Below are 17,663 nucleotides of genomic sequence, written 5' to 3'. Positions count from 1 at the left end.
ATTTTTGTAACACACTTCTAAATACATAAAAAATGATTACACCTGGAGTTGCCACCGGAAAACAAGTTCAAGAAATTTTTGACCTAGCAAAGCAAAAAGGCTTTGCGCTACCAGCCGTTAATGTTGTAGGGTCTAATACGATTAATGCTGTTTTAGAAACTGCTAAAGAACTTAACTCACCTGTAATAATTCAGTTTTCTAACGGAGGTGCTCAGTTCAATGCAGGTAAAGGATTATCAAACGAAAACGAAAAAGCTGCTATTGCTGGTGCAGTAGCTGGAGCTAAACACGTACATTTATTAGCCGAAGCTTACGGTATTCCTGTTATTTTACATACCGACCATGCTGCTAAAAAATTATTGCCTTGGATAGACGGTTTGTTAGATGCGAGCGAGCAATTTTACAAAGAAACAGGAAAGCCTTTGTACAGTTCTCACATGATTGATTTGAGTGAAGAACCTCTTGAAGAAAATATTGAAATTTGTAAAAAGTACCTTGCTCGTATGAGTAAAATGGGAATGACTTTAGAAATTGAGTTAGGAATTACAGGAGGTGAAGAAGACGGAGTCGACAATACTGATGTAGACAGTTCTAAGTTATACACACAACCAGAAGAAGTAGCTTATGCATACGAAGAATTAATGAAAGTTAGTCCGCAATTTACCATTGCTGCCGCTTTTGGAAATGTACATGGAGTATACAAGCCAGGTAATGTAAAATTAACACCTAAAATTTTACAAAACTCACAAGAATATATTTCAAAAACATACAACGTTCCTCATAACACGATTGACTTTGTGTTCCACGGAGGTTCAGGTTCTACTTTAGAGGAAATTCGTGAAGCTATCGGTTACGGAGTTATTAAAATGAATATTGATACCGATTTACAATATGCATTTACCGAAGGTATTCGTGATTATATGCAAGAAAAATCTGCATATTTGCAAACGCAAATTGGTAACCCAGAAGGAGACGATGTTCCAAACAAAAAATATTACGATCCTCGTAAATGGTTACGTGAAGGAGAACAAACTTTTAAAGCTCGATTAAAGAAAGCTTTTGAAGACTTAAATAATGTAAACACATTATAAATTCTTTGAAAAAGAAAACCAAACAACTAAAGATTAAACACTAAATTATGGCTTGGTTTAAACGTACAGACAAAGGAATTCAAACCCCTACAGAAGAAAAAAAGACACTCCGAAAGGCTTGTGGTATAAAACCCCAAGTGGAAAAATAATTGATACCGACGAATTAAAAAAGAATTTATACGTAAGCCCTGAAGACGGATATCATGTACGCATAGGAAGTAAAGAATATTTCGAAATCTTTTTCGACGATAATAAATTCAAAGAATTAGATGCGAAGCTATCTGCTAAAGACCCTTTAAAATTCGAGGATACTAAAAAGTACCCAGAACGTTTAAAACAAGCGCAAAAGAAAACAGGATTAAAAGATGCCGTTCGTACTGCTGTTGGAAAGTCGATGGGCAAAGACATCGTTATTGCCTGTATGGATTTTGCCTTTATCGGTGGTTCGATGGGAAGTGTTGTTGGAGAAAAAATAGCAAGAGCTATCGATTACTCAATTGAACACAAAATTCCGTTTTTAATGATTTCTAAATCGGGAGGAGCTCGTATGATGGAAGCTTCGCTTTCTCTAATGCAATTAGCAAAGACCTCAGCTAAACTAGCGCAGTTGGCAGATGCTAAAGTACCTTATGTATCTTTATGTACCGACCCCACTACAGGTGGAACAACCGCTTCTTTTGCCATGTTAGGAGACATTAACATTGCCGAGCCCAATGCTCTAATTGCCTTTGCAGGACCTCGTGTAGTAAAAGATACCACAGGTAAAGACTTACCTGAAGGTTTCCAACGTTCAGAATTTCTATTAGAACACGGTTTCTTAGATGCTATTTACGAACGAAAAGACCTAAAAAAACAGGTAAACTTGTATTTAGATTTAATACAAAATCAACCTATAAGAGCCTAACAAAAAAGCTAGCAAATGCTAGCTTTTTTGTTGCTGTTATTTTCAGTACTCACAAAGTGCCATTCCAAAAAATAATTGTACATTTGCAACTTCAATGTAAAAACATTGAGTACATAATAATCATTTAAATAATATTGGCATGTATTTAACAAAAGAAGTTAAAGAACAAATCTTCGCAAAACACGGTAAGGGAGCAAATGATACTGGTACTGCTGAAGGACAAATCGCATTATTCACGCACAGAATTAACCACTTAACTGAGCACTTAAAAAGAAATCGTAAAGATTTTAACACCGAGCGTTCGTTAGTAAGAATGGTAGGAAAGCGTAGAAGTTTGTTAGACTATCTAAAGAAAAAAGATATTAACAGATATCGTGCAATTATTAAAGAATTAGGAATTAGAAAATAATTCTACCAAAAAGAGGCGCTATAAATGTGCCTCTTTTTTATTTAAAACAACAATACATTTCTGACTAACAACCAGAAATCTACTTATAAAAAGCTCAAAATTACTAACAACAATTTTGATTTTCCATTGGAGCAACAACAACACAACAACAAACAAAAACAAATTAAAATTTACAAGAATTAATCTATGATTCCAAAAGTATTTAGCCAAGTAATAGAACTTGGAGATGGAAGAACCATCACATTAGAAACAGGAAAATTAGCAAAACAAGCAGATGGTTCTGTTGTTGTAAGAATGGGAGATACAATGTTACTAGCAACCGTTGTATCAGCAAGAACGGCAAACCCTGGTATTGACTTTTTACCGTTAACAGTAGACTACCGTGAAAAATTTGCCGCCGCAGGTCGTTATCCTGGTGGATTTATGAAGCGTGAAGCACGTCCTTCAAATGAAGAAATCTTAACCATGCGTTTAGTAGACCGCGTGTTGCGCCCGTTGTTCCCTAAAGATTATCACGCAGAAACTCAGGTGATGATTCAATTAATGTCTCATGACGAAGAGGTAATGCCAGACGCTTTGGCTGGTTTAGCTGCTTCTGCTGCCATTCAATTATCAGACATTCCTTTTGAAACACCAATTTCTGAAGTACGTGTTGCAAGAATTAACGGAGAGTTCGTTATCAATCCTAGTTATAGTCAGTTACAAGAAGCCGACATCGACATGATGATTGGTGCTTCTGCTGATTCTGTGGCTATGGTAGAAGGTGAAATGAAAGAAATTTCAGAAGAAGAAATGGCTGATGCAATTAAGTTTGCACATGAAGCAATTAAAATACAATGTGCTGCTCAGGTTGCTTTAGCTGAAGCAGTAGGTAAAAAAGAAACTCGTGAGTACGAAGGAGAAAGAGAAGATGAAGAATTGGCTCAAAAAATTCACGATGCAGCCTACCAAAAGTGTTATGATATTGCTAAAAAAGGAACTTCTAAACAAGAAAGAGGTTTGGCTTTTTCTGAAGTAAAAGAAGAAGTTACTGCCATGTTCACAGAAGAAGAATTAGAAGACTTCGGAGACTTAGTTGGAAAGTACTTTGGTAAAGCACAAAAAGCAGCAGTTAGAGACTTAACTTTAAATGAAGGTTTACGTTTAGATGGACGAAAGACCACTGATATTAGACCTATTTGGTGTGAAGTAGATTACTTACCAAGAACGCATGGTTCGTCTATCTTTACCCGTGGTGAAACTCAGGCATTAGCTACCGTAACTTTAGGTACTTCTAGAGATGCAAATATGGTTGATTCACCTACATTACAAGGCGAAGAAAAATTCTATTTACACTATAACTTCCCTCCATTTTCGACAGGAGAAGCGCGTCCTTTAAGAGGGACTTCTCGTCGTGAAATTGGTCACGGAAACTTGGCACAAAGAGCCTTAAAAGGCATGATTCCTGAAGATTGTCCGTATACGGTTCGTGTAGTTTCTGAAGTATTAGAATCAAATGGTTCTTCTTCAATGGCTACCGTTTGTTCAGGTACTATGGCATTAATGGATGCTGGTGTTCAAATGAAAAAACCCGTGTCTGGTATTGCCATGGGATTGATTTCTGACGGTGATCGCTATGCAGTATTATCAGATATTTTAGGAGACGAAGACCACTTAGGTGATATGGACTTTAAAGTAACGGGTACTGCAGATGGTATTACAGCGTGTCAGATGGATATTAAGATTAAAGGATTGTCTTATGAAATCTTAGTAAATGCCTTAAAACAAGCGCGTGATGGTCGTTTACATATCTTAGAAAAATTAACCGACACAATTGCTGTTCCAAATGCAGATGTAAAAGCTCATGCTCCTAAAATGGTGAATAGAGTAATTCCTAATGATTTAATTGGTGCTTTTATCGGACCACAAGGAAAACACATTCAAGAGTTACAAAAAGAGACGGAAACTACCATCGTTATTAACGAAGACCCTGTTACAGAAGAAGGAATTGTTGAAATTCTGGGAACCAACCAAGAGGGAATTGATAAAGTTATCGCTCGAATTGAATCGATGATGTTTAAACCTGAAAAAGGTGGTGTTTACGAAGTAAAAGTAATAAAATTATTAGATTTTGGTGCGGTTGTAGAATATACTGAAGCTCCAGGAAACGAGGTATTGTTGCACGTTAGCGAGTTAGCTTGGGAACGTACCAACAATGTAACAGATGTGGTTAATTTAGGTGATGTTTTAGAGGTGAAGTACTTCGGAATCGACCCTAAAACACGTAAAGAAAAAGTATCTCGTAAGGCTTTATTACCAAAGCCAGAAGGGTATGTGGCAAGACCACCGAGAGATAATAAAGGAAGAGACAATCGTAATCGCGATAACCGCCGAGACGATAGAAAACCAAGACAGGATAAGAGAGATAGTTAATAATTATGCTTTCTATACAATAAAAAATCGCCAAAATATTTTGGCGATTTTTTTATTTCAAACGCAACCTTTTTTGTTTTCATAGACTAAAAATTAAAAACCATTAAAATCCGTGCTATGAAAACAACATTTTTTCCAACAACTATATTTTTTCTATTCATCACAATTTTATTCAGTAGTTGTAATGATGAAGAGAACTTATCTAAAGAACTTGTTAAAGTCTCCATTTTAAATAATAAAGAGGTAACATTCACATCAATGGAAATTGATGTTACGATAACTTACCAAAGTGAAAATGAAATTATAGAACGTGGAATCGCATGGAGTACCACTCCAAATCCAACAATTGATAATAATACACTTACTGAAACAGCGAATACATTTACCTCTTTTATTACTGACTTAACTGTTAATACCGCTTATTTTTTTAGAGCATATATAACCAATAGTAACGGAACGGTATATAGTGAAGAAAAATCATTTAAAACTTTGTCTTTTGATAATACAAGATGGAAAATAACCACCGTTTATCCTGACAGTAATGATTATGAAATTGTTTCACAAGTAGATTTTTTTGAAGATGGCACCACCAAGTTCGATGAGTTAGGCACTCCGGGTGTTTACATTACTTATGGCTCTTGGTCTTTAAATGGTAACAATCTCACATATATATGGGAAGGAGAAGACGCAAATAGTTCTACTCAAGTATATACAGGTGTTATATCTGACTTACGTATTCAAGGAACTTATACCCATATACACCGTTCAGATGGTCCTTGGAGTGCTACTCCTATGTAATATTGGTGTTTTTTTCCTTTTACAACGCAACCTTTTACATTTAACTAGACTATAAAGTAAAGAGTAAAAAATTTATACGATGAAAAGACTATTATATCTATTAACAATCCTTTGTATTACTGTCTTTATTAACTCATGTTCCAACAATGATGATATCTTAGAGAAAGATGACAATCTTATAGCAGAAAACGCTTGTAAAGATTGCGAGACATATGCTGAAAGTAAAAATAATGGTGGTGGGGTATGCCTAAGTGGCGAGCGAGAAGTAGTTAAAGGAGTTTCATATCAATATGTTTTCACTATAGGAAAATCTAATCTTCCAGTAAATATAAATGAAGTGGTAGACTGGGAAATAACTTCTGGAGAAATGGAAATTTTAAATATAGTAACAATCTTAAGAGAAAATTACACCATATCTTACTGTATAGTTAAAATAGGACAAGGTTTTACAAAGGGAAGTATTAAAGCTAAATCTGATCTACATAATGTTGGTACGATAGATCGTATTAGTCATGTTCAAATGAGTATTGATTCCAAAAAATAGCTAAATATTTGTTCTATAATAAGTCCAAAATTAATTTTACTATTAATAAACTATCATTAAAAAAATTTGAAGCTAGAGAAAGTCATGAAAAATTGTACGAAAGAAAACATAGAATCTCAAAGTGTTTATTGTACAAAAGATACAAAGACACTTTATTTTCTATGTGATTAAAACACGTTCAAAAACCTCAACAAACATCCATTAAAGAGATACCATATGAAACATACATTTCTTATAAGATTGGTAATAGTAATGTTGTTATTTGGCAATTGTCAAGAACCATATCTTAAATTCAATCCACTAGCTGAGGAAGATATTATAGAAGTACCAGCCGTTATAGAGCCACAACAATCTATTAATGACCCTCAAAAATGTGGGCTTTGCAGTTCTGATCTTGAAAGTAAAAAAACAGCAACACAAATAGACGTAATTGAAATACCTGATGATTTACCTGACAACTATGATTTATCAGATGATATGCCTCCTGTTAGAAGCCAGGGGTACCAAGGAAGTTGTAGTGCTTGGGCTACTACTTATTACTTAAAAAGTTATCAAGAAAAAATACAGTATGAATATGACTACGAATCGTACAAAGATGTAATGAGTCCGGCTTTTGTATACAATCAAGCAAATGCCGATACTTGTTGTTGTGACTCTGGGTCTAGTATTTCAAAAATACTAGAAATTCTAAAAACCAAGGGGGTAAACAGCTGGGAAGAATTCCCATATTCTGATTCTCAATGTACTAATTTACCTAATGAAACACAATTAGAGCTTGCTATTAAAAATAAAATTGAGGACTATTTTTCTCTTGGAATTCCCGATACCAATACCAATCCTGAGTATACTTTAATAAACCTTATTAAAACCTTAATTTACGATCAAAAGCCTATTGTTATAGGATTAGATTGGCCCAATCTTATTTTTAAAAACCATGATACAGAAATCATTGCCTATTCTTATAGCGAAAATCCAATAGTAGATTGTGGTCATGCAGTTCTAATAGTAGGTTATGACAATGAAATGAATGCTTTTAAATTTGTGAACTCTTGGGGAACCGACTGGGGCAATGAAGGGTATGGCTGGATTCACTTTGATTTTTTCTTGCCTATAGATGATAATAGTTTTAAAAATGGTTTAACTCAAGCATTTGTAGCTTATGATGTAATAGAGGAAACTGAAGACATAGAAAGTAAGTAAGAATACTTATTTTGCATAGAAAAGCAAAATGTAGAAATAAAACAACTCACTAAAATTTGGATTTAGAAAGGTTAATTTATTTATGTAAAAAAAGAGATCTCAAGGCTCAAGCCATTCTTTACAAAGAATATAAAGACTTTCTTTTTGTGCTATCATTAAAATATTGCAAAAATCGTGAAGAAGCACAAGATAATATCCAAGATGCATTTATAGAAATTTTTAAAAGCATCCATAAATTTAAAGATAAAGGATCTTTTGAAGGATGGATGAAAAGAATTACAATTAACAAAGCTATTGACAAGTACAAGAAAAGTATTAAAACTAATACTATTATTCATGAACACAATCTATCCGAAGATATTGAAGTAACGAATATTGATGAAACTCCGCTACCTACAATATTAAAATTTATTCAAGAATTACCTAACCAGTATAGACTCGTTTTTAATTTATATGAACTCGATGATTATTCTCATAAAGAAATATCAAAATTATTATTGATTTCTGTTGGAACTTCAAAATCAAACCTTTTTAGAGCCAAGCAAATTTTAAAAAGTAAAATCGAGGAGTATAGAAAACTGCAATAAGATGGATGCGAAAAAAGATATAGGCATATTGTTAAAAGATAAGTTAAGAGAATTAAAAGATTCTCCTGATGAAATTGTTTGGGTTCATATAGAAAAAGAATTAGTTAAAGAAAAAAGAAAAAAAGGGAGAAAAGAGTTATTGGTCTTTTAATTCTCTTTTTAATCTCTTCAACCTTACTCTTTTATTATAAAAAAAACTATTGTACTTCTAAACAAAACAAGAAAACAATCATTAAAAACCAAAACATCAACTCTAACAAAGACCCTCAAACCAAAGTAAATACTCATACAATTGATAAAAAAACAGATAAGAACAATAGTAAATCGAATTCTTTTAAGAAGAAAGATACCGATATAAAATTCAGCCCATCTTTAAATTTTCAAAAGAAAAATAGCTCAAAGGTTCAGAAAAAAAGGTATTCTTCAGTTTCAAAAACTAATATGAATAACAAAGAAAACAGTACTGCTCTTGAAGAACATAAAAAAGAAATTTTCTTAAAATCGAATACTCATTTTAATTCAACCAAGAAAGAAGATACCGCTACTGTTTCTATCTCGAAAAAAAGAAAAACAGAGTTGAAAGCACCATCAAAAAAGATACTTTAATAAAAGAAGAAAGTAAAAACAAATGGAATTTAAGTGTAGTGGGCGGAATTAATTATCTAAACTCTATTACAAAAGGAAGTTCAATTGATAAAAATCTAGAAAACAATTCGATCGATCATAATTTTTCATACAACTTTGGTGTGTATTTAAACTATGATGCAAATGAAAAATTTAGTTTTCGTGTTGGAATTCATAAGCTACAAATGAATTATAGAACTACTCGTATTCTGATTGAAGAGCCTCAAATACAGCTAGGATCTCTCACCCAAATTAATGGTATTTCTACCCAATATACGGGTACTATTAATTCAATATTTAACAATGACTCTCATATAAATATTACTCAAAAAATTATTTATATAGAAGTACCAACTGAATTAAAATACAGACTTAAAAACAATCATAACTATAAATTAGATTTAATCGCTGGTTATAGCACCCTGTTTTTACAAAACAATTCAATTTATGGTGATTCTAACAACACTAAAAAATTTAAAATTGGTACTACTGATAATGTTAGTAAAGTTAATCTCTCTATGAATTTAGGTATTTCAAATCAATTTGAATTAAGTAATAATCTATTTCTTAACTTAGAACTTAATTACAAACAATACCTTAACACCTATAATAAAAACAACATGAACTTAGCTCCTTTTATGATTAACTTACAAACAGGGTTAACTTATAAAGTTCAATAATAAAACGATTGTAAACTATTACATACTGTGAAAGAAGAAAGGCTGCTAAAATATTAGCAGCCTTTAATTTAGAGTTGTTTAAGATCATTCCCCAATAATCATATAAAAATCTTACTCTATAAAGAAATCCACTACTATAACAGTTGAAAAACAAAATACCCTACTTTTTTTTCAAAAAAATTAAATAAATAAAAATATTTTTTTGCTTTTCTTTTTTTAGTTTTAGTTTTCTTTGCATTCCATTCATGAAAATACAACGAATTACATATATTTCTATAGGAACCAATCAAGGAAATAAACTTGAAAACATACAACAAGCAATTAACTTAATTGCCAATAAAGTGGGTAGTGTTTTAAAGGTAGCATCTGTATACGAAACTGCCTCATGGGGATTTCACAGTGATAACTTTTACAATACCTGTATTCGAGTTTCAACCTATTTGCCTCCAGAACAATTAATAGTTAGATTGCTTTCTATAGAAAAAGAACTTGGAAGAACTCGAAAAAACACTGATGGATATTCTGATAGATTAATTGATTTAGATATTTTATTATTTGATGACGAAATTATCTTCTCTAAAACCTTAATCGTACCGCATCCACGAATGTTAGAGCGTAAGTTTGCACTGGTTCCTTTGGTTGAAATTGCACGCAATGTAATTCATCCGATTGAAAAAAAGCATTTATATAGTTGTTTAGAAAATTGTACAGATACTTCTGAAATCAAGAAATTAGATATACAATTAAAACGACCAATTCCAATTACCGAAAAGTATAATTATATAGCTATTGAAGGTAATATTGGTGCGGGTAAAACTTCATTAGCCAAGATGATGTCTGACGAGTTTAATGCAAAAGTTGTGTTAGAACGCTTTGCCGACAATCCGTTTTTACCAAAATTTTACAACGACAATGAACGCTATGCATTTCCTTTAGAAATGAGTTTTTTAGCAGATCGTTATCAACAATTATCAGACGATTTGGCTCAATTCGATTTGTTTAAAAACTTTATTGTTTCTGATTACTATATTTTTAAATCACTAATTTTTGCTCAAATTACGTTGCATAGCGATGAGTACAAGTTATATAGAAAAATGTTTGATTTGATGTACCGGGAAATTACCAAACCCGATTTGTACGTATACCTATATCAAAATACAGAGCGTTTATTAGAAAATATTAAAAAACGTGGGCGTGATTACGAACAAAATATAGAAGCAAGTTACTTACAAAAAATTCACGATGGGTATACCAACTTTATCAAAACACAACCTGATTTAAACATTCTAATTATTGATGTTTCTAATTTAGATTTTGTAAATAATCATGATGATTACGAAACCATTATTACCAAGATTAAAAACCACAATACATAAAAGAGATGGCTTTGTAAATTACATGATTTAAAGAACAAGTTTTCTCGTACAAATAATCGCATCATTTACTACAAAAGGCATCGGCATCATTATTTCGCTTCTTGGTCTTACCTTAAATTTTGGATGCGATAACAAGTCGTTTGATATTTCGTTAATAATAATATCAGGTTTTGTATTTTTATCAATAGTAAATGAAATAGTCAAGTTTTTATCTGTATTAGCCATTTGATAAATTAATAAAGTCCCTTTAGTGGTCATAAAAGCGTTCCCATTATCATACAAAGCACCGTTTACGATAAAATTGCTTAGTTCTATAGCTGTATTTGTAAAAAATTCATAAGTATTAATAGTACGAGTAGGTGTAATCGTTAGAGATACATTTCTTTTATTATTAACTACAGTATCTTGATTTATAGAGATGTTAGAGATACGAATATTTTTATTTTCAACTTTCTTGTAATAATTAAAAGACGTATTGTACTTACTTTTTCCAGCAATCAAACCAGTACCTCCTTGTAGAGAATTTTCATTAAAATATTGTTTCGTATAACCATCTAATGTTTTATTATGACTCGCCCAATACGACGTGTTGGTATCTGAATTTTGAATAAAAACCAAACTGTTAGGTTTCTTATTTTCTTTAGAAAAACCACTATTAAAGGTGGCAAGTGCAAAAAATACAAGTGAAACGAAACCAGTGAAGGTTTGCCATCCATTTTTAGTATTTTCTCGATAAAATACAGGAAGCATATATCCAAAAAGCAATACAAGAAGAATTGCAGAGACAAACAATGTTTTTAAACCTAGTGCAATAGGAAATAATTGAATCATCGGAGCAATCATGTATATAGTAGGAACAGAAATAATTGCAAAAAGTGTCGCTTTTGATTTCTGATTTACATTCAAAAAAAGAAGAATTGCCAAAATTAGTAAAGAAGCAAAAACAGGTACAATAAAAAAACCAGCACCTGGAAGATTCTTATAAATTAAAAGATTTACAATCAATCCAACTGCTATGGGTGCAATTAGTAAGTCTTGTGCTTTTACATTCTTTACTTTATTGTACACTTTGAAAATAATCCAAATATTTAAGAAAATAAAAGCGATAATATAGTGATGTCCATTATACGTAAAGCCATGAAGCATATCGTTATATTGTGGGTGAATAATTAACAATAATTGCCACAGTCCGTATGAAATTCCTGTACAAAGAAGTAAAGATATTGAGTAAGGAATAAAACCTTTTAGCATGGCAATAGCAGAAATTTTGCCTTTGAATAAGCCTACAGAAATTAAAGCTATAAATAATAAAAAAGCAATAATTAGCATTGGCAATACCCAAGAAAAAGGATAGGTTAAAATTTTGGTTAATGGAAAATTCACGTAAATTTGGTCTGTAGCACTATCTAAGTTGGTTAAATCGGCATTTGCAAAATAGTTTAACGAACTTATAAAATAATCTGCTTGGTGCAATAACGTTCCTCTATCGAGTCTTTCGTACGAATCTTGTTCAGTATGATAATCAAAATGATCGTCGATAAAAGCAAAATTAAATCCGTTTATATTCCCTTTTTCTCTAAAAACAGTTAAATCGGTATCGTTAGGTAACTTTTTGTACACACCATACATTAGTGAATTAGCTGCAGGATAATTGGAATTTGCTTTTAAAAACTCGGTTAGCAGTGTTTTATTTTTTCCGTTAGTTTCCATTAACATATAGCTAGAACCGCCACTACCGCGAGCTTCAAAGTTTAAAACCAATCCAACATCTTTTGCCCAAGGATGTTTTTCAACAAAAGCTTGTGCCCCTAAAAGCCCTAACTCTTCAGCATCTGAAAAGAGTATAATAACATCGTTTTTAGGAACTTTATTTGCAGCTAAGTAGGCTCTTACCCCTTCTAAAATAGTGGCAACACCAGAAGCTGCATCACTTGCTCCTAGAGAAGAGTGTCCTTTAGAGTCGTAATGAGTTAATAGCAGCAGCGCTTTAGTACTGTCGGTTCCCTTAATTCTTGCAATGATATTTTCTACTGTAGTAGCAGCCCTCCACTTTTTATTAATAGCCGTTTGATATTGAATTTCAGGTTCTAGGTTTAGTTTTTTTAATTCTTGAACTAGGTATTCTTGTACTTTTTTATGTTCCGAAGAACCTGTGTAATGTGGTTTTTGAGAAATATTTTTTACATGAAATAGCGCATTATTAATTGAAAATTCTGAGGGTTTTATTTCTGTTTTAGAAGATGTTACACTAGGCAGAATATCGTTAAAACTCCAGTATACAGTTACAATAATGATGAGAACTGCAAGGTAATTTCTTGATGATTTCATAGATGGATTTTAATATTCATAAAAGTACGTAATTTATTTTGTTCAGCAGGTAAATTATAATTATCTAAAAATCAGTATATTTAGGTCTAATCAAAACGAAGTATCATGGGAATAATAAACTTTCAAGGTAAACGAAACAATCGGCCTATAAAAAAAAGAGAGCCAATTTTAGTATCAGACTATATGACTAAAAAGTTAATTACATTTCGAGAAGACCAGCCAATTGAAGATGTAATAGAGGTATTAATTAAAAATAAAATTTCTGGCGGTCCTGTTGTAAATAATAATAATGAATTGATTGGAATTATTTCTGAAGGAGACTGCATGAAGCAGATTTCAGAGAGTAGGTATTATAACTTACCGATTGATCGCAATAATACAGTAGGAAAGGCTATGGTGAGAGAGGTGGAAACCATAGATGGCAATATGAACATATTAGATGCTACGAATAAGTTTTTAGAATCTCGTAGAAGACGCTTCCCTATTGTAGAAAATGGTAAGTTAGTGGGCCAGATTAGTCAAAAAGATGTGCTTATAGCCGCAATGAAACTCAAAGGAAATACATGGAAATAGTTAATCTTGCTTAACCAACAAGTACATTTCATTTTCTAATATCAAGTAGCCTTGGTCATAGACATAAAAATACGTATTGCCTGTTTTTGTGGTGTAGATTGACGTGATAAATTTAAAATCAAAACCTTTATCAAAAAGCTTTCGTCTGGTTACTTTGGTTTTACCAGAGCTGTTGAGTTCTGACAGAATTTTGTAGTTTTTTCGCAAACGATTGTTCGTGTTTCTAATTAAATTTTTACTTTCTTTATTCACTTTGTTATTATAGGCATTGCGACAGTAATCTGAACAGAATTTTTTATCAACTCTACCCATTACCTTGTCGCCACATTCCAAACACTTTTTATCGCTCATACCCTGTTCTTTTTAGTTCATACCAGTTTACATCTACTCCCTCATGCACAAATTCATTTACAAATTCGAGTCCTATTTTTTGCAAAACTTTATTCGAACCAATATTTGCTACATCGGCAGCCCCATAAATGATGTCATAATGTAGTTTATTGAACCCAAAATCTAAGCAAGCAAAGGCAGATTCTGAGGCATAGCCTTTATTCCAATAGCGTGGAATAAACCGATAGCCAATATCAATAAAATTAGTAAAACCGTTTAGCGATTCTTTTTTTCCTTGATTCAGTTTTAAACCAGACCAACCTATAAAGTCACCAGAAACCTTTTCTATACAGGCAAATCTACCAACGCCCCTTTTTTTATACTGCTCTTTTATAAATGCTATGTTGTCTTTCGCTTGTTTACGTGTTGTAATCGGTTTGTTGCCTAGGTATTTATGAACCTCTGGGTTCGAGTCTAACTCAAACATCCCTTCCAAATCACTTTCTTGAAGCTCTCGTAAAATTAATCGTTCAGTTTGTAAATAAAATTTCATGATGTAAGTATTTGATTTCAAATATATTAAAAATAATTAAACAATTACATTCATTTACAAACGAAAACAAATGATTACTAACCGATTTTAAGTTGCATGCTGTTTCATCTTTGCAATGTCAATTCGATAGAATGACAAAGTCTTAACTGTTTAACATTAAAACAAATATTATGAATGCACTAAAAAACAGAGTACAGTTAATTGGGAATTTAGGAAATACTCCAGAAATTATCACGCTAGAGAGTGGAAAAAAACTAGCAAAATTCGCAATTGCTACCAATGAAACGTATAAAAATAGTCAAGGAGAAAGAGTTACAGATACGCAATGGCATAATGTGGTGGCTTGGAATAAAACAGCCGAAATTATAGAAAAGTACTTAGAAAAAGGAAAAGAAGTGATGATAGAGGGGAAACTTACTTCTCGCTCTTTTGAAGATAAAGAAGGGAATAAACGTTATATAACAGAAGTAGTTTGTAATGAACTTTTAATGTTAGGAAACAAGTAGTGGGAGAATTGCAATTACCATTGAAAAGAAATTGAAAAAGAAAAATTAAAACCAGTAGCGTAAATAGTTGCTGGTTTTTTTGATTCAAGGCAAAATAAAACGCTGTAAAAGCTAATTTATTTTAGTGTTGTAATAATTAATGAGATTTCAGTTTAAGGATTATTCAATTCTTTGCAAGGTGTCAATATTTAGATTTGGTTTTGTTGAATGATGTTTTAAAATGTGTGTAGTTTTCTAATTCAATTAAATGGGTATCGCCTCGTTTAATCAAAGAAATTTTTGTTTGTCCTGTAGATTACCGCTACCCTTTCTCTAGGATAAGAAATTAATTCTGAACTACCACCTTTAGCGAAGTCGAAAGGTCTTTCTAGAATACTGACATGAACTAAAAACAACCTTTTTGGTTGCTGAGCGTAGCCTAAGTAAGGTTGTTTTTTTATTGGTTAATAACTACGGGATAAACTTAAATAATTAAAAAAGAAAAACAGTACAAGCACATATAGTTTTAAGAAGTGATTACCAGACTTTTTGAACAGTTTATTTTTTAGATTGATTATTTACTTCATTTAAACTAACTTGGTTACCGTTAAATATAAATTATTAAAACTGATTTATATTTGTAGAAAGAAGTTATGTGTAATATAAAATAAACCGAAAAATTTGCCAATAGTATGAAAATAAACTCAAGAGAAAAATCATATAGCTCTAATCCACAAGCTTTATCATTTATAAATCATATCAAATCGAATGAAAGTAAACTTGAGTTTGTCGAGTCAAGTTTATATTATGATTTTCCAATATTTAAGGATTTTGACGGTGATATACTAATATCACAACTGCTAATAATTTCCAAAAGTCACGGAATAATCTTAGTATCATTCGATGATTCGAAAGATACCATAAATAGTGTTGATGGAGAATTTTTAATCCAAGAAATAGAACAACTACATTCTGTAATTTTTAGTCGATTATTAAGAAACCGAAATTTAAGAAAATCTAAAACTGAACTTCTTTTCCCTATCACCTCCTTTATTTTCAACACCAACCTAATCGAAGATAGTCAATTAGAAGATTTACATTGTATATCGAATTTCACAAGTCTTGAAACTTTTCTTGAAGACCTAAACCATTATTTTATTGATAATCAAGAATATATAGAATTAATTGCAACTATTGAAGGAGCAAATGGGCTTCTAAAACCTAAAGAAAGACCTAATCTTACAGAAAATAAAATCAAAGGCTTAACCGCTACAGAAATAGAGAAAGAAATAAACACTTTTGATGAATTTCAAAAAAAAGCTTTCATGAATGAGATCATTGGACCTGAAAGAATTCGCGGATTAGCTGGTTCTGGAAAAACTGTAGTTTTAGCTTTAAAAGCAGCCATCACTCATTTAAGAAAACCAGATGCCAATATTGTTTACACTTTTTATACAAAAAGTTTATACCAGCATATTCAGAGATTAATAACTAGATTTTATAGACAGTATGATGATAAGGATCCTGATTGGAGTAAATTAAAAATTGTACATGCTTGGGGTAATGCTACAAATACTGGGATTTATTATGAAACTTGTGAAAAGAATCAAGTTCCTTTCTTCTCTTTTTCAAAAGCTGCTGCTCAAGACCCCTCACATCCTTTTGATTATGCATGTAAGACTTTATTAAAATTAGAACAATTAGAAAAAGTTTATGATTATATGTTTATTGATGAAGGTCAAGATTTTCCAGAGTCCTTTATTAAATTATGTTTAAGAATCTGTAATGAAGGTAGAATAGTATGGGCATATGATGAGTTACAAACAATTTTTCAGGTAAAAACACCTGGTATAGAAACAGTTCTTGAAGGAACTGAATATAAAGGGCTTGAAGAAGATATAATTCTTTATAAATGTTACAGAAACCCCAGAGAAGTCTTAGTTACTGCTCATTCAGTTGGTTTTGGTATATATGGAGATATTGTGCAAATGCTTGATGAAAAAGACTATTGGAACGATATAGGGTATAAGCTAATTCAAGGTGAATTTAAAGAAGGTCAAAAAATAATTATTAAACGCCCTAAAGAGAATTCTTTAGAAACCATTTCAAAATATTTTACAAAAGAAGAAATAGTTAAATTTAATTACTATGAAGATTTTCCATCAGAATTAACAGAATGTGTCAATAATATTAAAGATGATTTAAATAAAGGTTTATTACCAGACGATATTTTGGTGATAGTAGTAGATGATAGAAATGCAAAATCATATCTCAATAATATTCAGCAATTACTTGCAGCAGAAAAAATAAAATCCAATAACATTCATGCTGACAAATTCAGTATTAAAGATTTTGCTATTCCAAACCATGTAACACTAAGCACAATTCATAAAGCAAAAGGGAATGAAGCTTATTCAGTTCATGTAGTAGGTATTGATTCTTTGTACTCCCTAAAACCCTCTATTCGTGAAAGAAACCTTATGTTTACAGCAATGACTAGAACAAAGGGATGGTTATCACTTAGCGGTGTTGGGAAAGCTGCAGAAAACTGGACAAAAGAGTTAAATATAGCTTTAGATAAACTACCTAACATAGAATTCATCTATCCTAGCCAAAAAGCTCTGAGTATAATGAAGAGAGACATAGAAGCCAAGGCAACCCGAAAAAGTAAACAAGCTAAAATGCTAGATGATTTATTATCTGAAATGTCTCCCGAAGAAATAAAACAATTTTTAGAACAAAGAGAGGTTAATAAAAATAATAAGTAAG

17 protein-coding genes and 1 pseudogene are annotated in these 17,663 nt (G+C 31.8%); 15 read left to right on the top strand and 3 right to left on the bottom strand.

Features of this window, described 5'->3' with window-relative positions:
* The first annotated feature begins 32 nt into the window (after positions 1-32).
* The 12 genes and pseudogenes from fbaA to folK all read left to right on the top strand — a co-directional run bounded on the left by fbaA (position 33) and on the right by folK (position 10,625).
* Positions 33-1,091 carry a class II fructose-bisphosphate aldolase gene (gene fbaA / locus P8625_RS12860; RefSeq protein WP_279650850.1) on the top strand — a complete coding sequence of 353 codons (1,059 nt, stop codon included), beginning with the start codon at positions 33-35 and terminating at the stop codon, positions 1,089-1,091.
* A gap of 47 nt (positions 1,092-1,138) precedes the next feature.
* Positions 1,139-1,995 (top strand): annotated as a pseudogene (gene accD, locus P8625_RS12855) (acetyl-CoA carboxylase, carboxyltransferase subunit beta).
* 139 nt (positions 1,996-2,134) lie between these two features.
* Entirely contained in the window at positions 2,135-2,404 is a 270-nt protein-coding gene (gene rpsO, locus P8625_RS12850) for a 30S ribosomal protein S15 (RefSeq protein ID WP_099215837.1), read from the top strand.
* 186 nt (positions 2,405-2,590) lie between these two features.
* A complete protein-coding gene (locus tag P8625_RS12845) occupies positions 2,591-4,816 on the top strand; it encodes a polyribonucleotide nucleotidyltransferase (RefSeq protein ID WP_279650849.1) in 2,226 nt (741 codons plus the stop codon).
* 117 nt (positions 4,817-4,933) lie between these two features.
* Positions 4,934-5,614 (top strand): hypothetical protein, encoded by a 681-nt coding sequence (locus P8625_RS12840; protein ID WP_279650848.1) that lies wholly within the window; start codon positions 4,934-4,936, stop codon positions 5,612-5,614.
* 79 nt (positions 5,615-5,693) lie between these two features.
* A complete protein-coding gene (locus P8625_RS12835; RefSeq protein WP_279650847.1) occupies positions 5,694-6,158 on the top strand; it encodes a hypothetical protein in 465 nt (154 codons plus the stop codon).
* 216 nt (positions 6,159-6,374) lie between these two features.
* On the top strand, positions 6,375-7,358 hold the full coding sequence (locus P8625_RS12830) for a C1 family peptidase (RefSeq protein ID WP_279650846.1): 984 nt from the start codon (positions 6,375-6,377) through the stop codon (positions 7,356-7,358).
* A gap of 56 nt (positions 7,359-7,414) precedes the next feature.
* The gene (locus P8625_RS12825) at positions 7,415-7,945 is read left to right on the top strand and encodes an RNA polymerase sigma factor (RefSeq protein WP_279650845.1); all 531 of its coding nucleotides are present in this window, start codon (positions 7,415-7,417) and stop codon (positions 7,943-7,945) included.
* 1 nt (position 7,946) lies between these two features.
* Complete coding sequence (locus tag P8625_RS12820; RefSeq protein WP_279650844.1) at positions 7,947-8,096, top strand: hypothetical protein; 150 nt, start codon at positions 7,947-7,949, stop codon at positions 8,094-8,096.
* Positions 8,097-8,386: 290 nt separating this feature from the next.
* Complete coding sequence (locus tag P8625_RS12815; protein WP_279650843.1) at positions 8,387-8,551, top strand: hypothetical protein; 165 nt, start codon at positions 8,387-8,389, stop codon at positions 8,549-8,551.
* A complete protein-coding gene (locus P8625_RS12810; protein WP_322790522.1) occupies positions 8,533-9,249 on the top strand; it encodes an outer membrane beta-barrel protein in 717 nt (238 codons plus the stop codon). Before P8625_RS12815 ends, P8625_RS12810 begins: the two co-directional genes overlap by 19 nt.
* Positions 9,250-9,494: 245 nt before the next feature.
* Positions 9,495-10,625: a 2-amino-4-hydroxy-6-hydroxymethyldihydropteridine diphosphokinase gene (gene folK / locus P8625_RS12805; protein WP_279650842.1), complete on the top strand. Its 1,131-nt coding sequence runs from the start codon at positions 9,495-9,497 to the stop codon at positions 10,623-10,625.
* Positions 10,626-10,652: 27 nt separating this feature from the next.
* Here folK and P8625_RS12800 read toward each other — a convergent pair whose 3' ends face one another.
* Positions 10,653-12,953 (bottom strand): M20/M25/M40 family metallo-hydrolase, encoded by a 2,301-nt coding sequence (locus P8625_RS12800; protein WP_279650841.1) that lies wholly within the window; start codon positions 12,951-12,953, stop codon positions 10,653-10,655.
* A gap of 105 nt (positions 12,954-13,058) precedes the next feature.
* On the opposite strand from P8625_RS12800, the gene P8625_RS12795 reads away from it, so the two are divergent.
* Positions 13,059-13,526: a CBS domain-containing protein gene (locus P8625_RS12795; protein ID WP_279650840.1), complete on the top strand. Its 468-nt coding sequence runs from the start codon at positions 13,059-13,061 to the stop codon at positions 13,524-13,526.
* Here P8625_RS12795 and P8625_RS12790 read toward each other — a convergent pair whose 3' ends face one another.
* Together P8625_RS12790 and P8625_RS12785 are read right to left on the bottom strand one after the other, a co-directional pair.
* Complete coding sequence (locus tag P8625_RS12790) at positions 13,527-13,877, bottom strand: hypothetical protein (protein ID WP_279650839.1); 351 nt, start codon at positions 13,875-13,877, stop codon at positions 13,527-13,529.
* The gene (locus tag P8625_RS12785; protein ID WP_279650838.1) at positions 13,867-14,409 is read right to left on the bottom strand and encodes a GNAT family N-acetyltransferase; all 543 of its coding nucleotides are present in this window, start codon (positions 14,407-14,409) and stop codon (positions 13,867-13,869) included. Before P8625_RS12785 ends, P8625_RS12790 begins: the two co-directional genes overlap by 11 nt.
* 170 nt (positions 14,410-14,579) lie before the next feature.
* On the opposite strand from P8625_RS12785, the gene P8625_RS12780 reads away from it, so the two are divergent.
* Complete coding sequence (locus tag P8625_RS12780) at positions 14,580-14,915, top strand: single-stranded DNA-binding protein (protein ID WP_279650837.1); 336 nt, start codon at positions 14,580-14,582, stop codon at positions 14,913-14,915.
* A gap of 671 nt (positions 14,916-15,586) precedes the next feature.
* Positions 15,587-17,662, top strand: a complete 2,076-nt coding sequence (locus P8625_RS12775) for a DEAD/DEAH box helicase (protein ID WP_279650836.1) — start codon at positions 15,587-15,589, stop codon at positions 17,660-17,662.
* Position 17,663: the final 1 nt, after the last annotated feature.

The sequence above is a fragment of the Tenacibaculum tangerinum genome (genome assembly GCF_029853675.1).
In the GTDB taxonomy this organism is placed as follows: domain Bacteria; phylum Bacteroidota; class Bacteroidia; order Flavobacteriales; family Flavobacteriaceae; genus Polaribacter; species Polaribacter tangerinum_A.
This window is presented reverse-complemented; position numbering and strand designations above follow the sequence as displayed.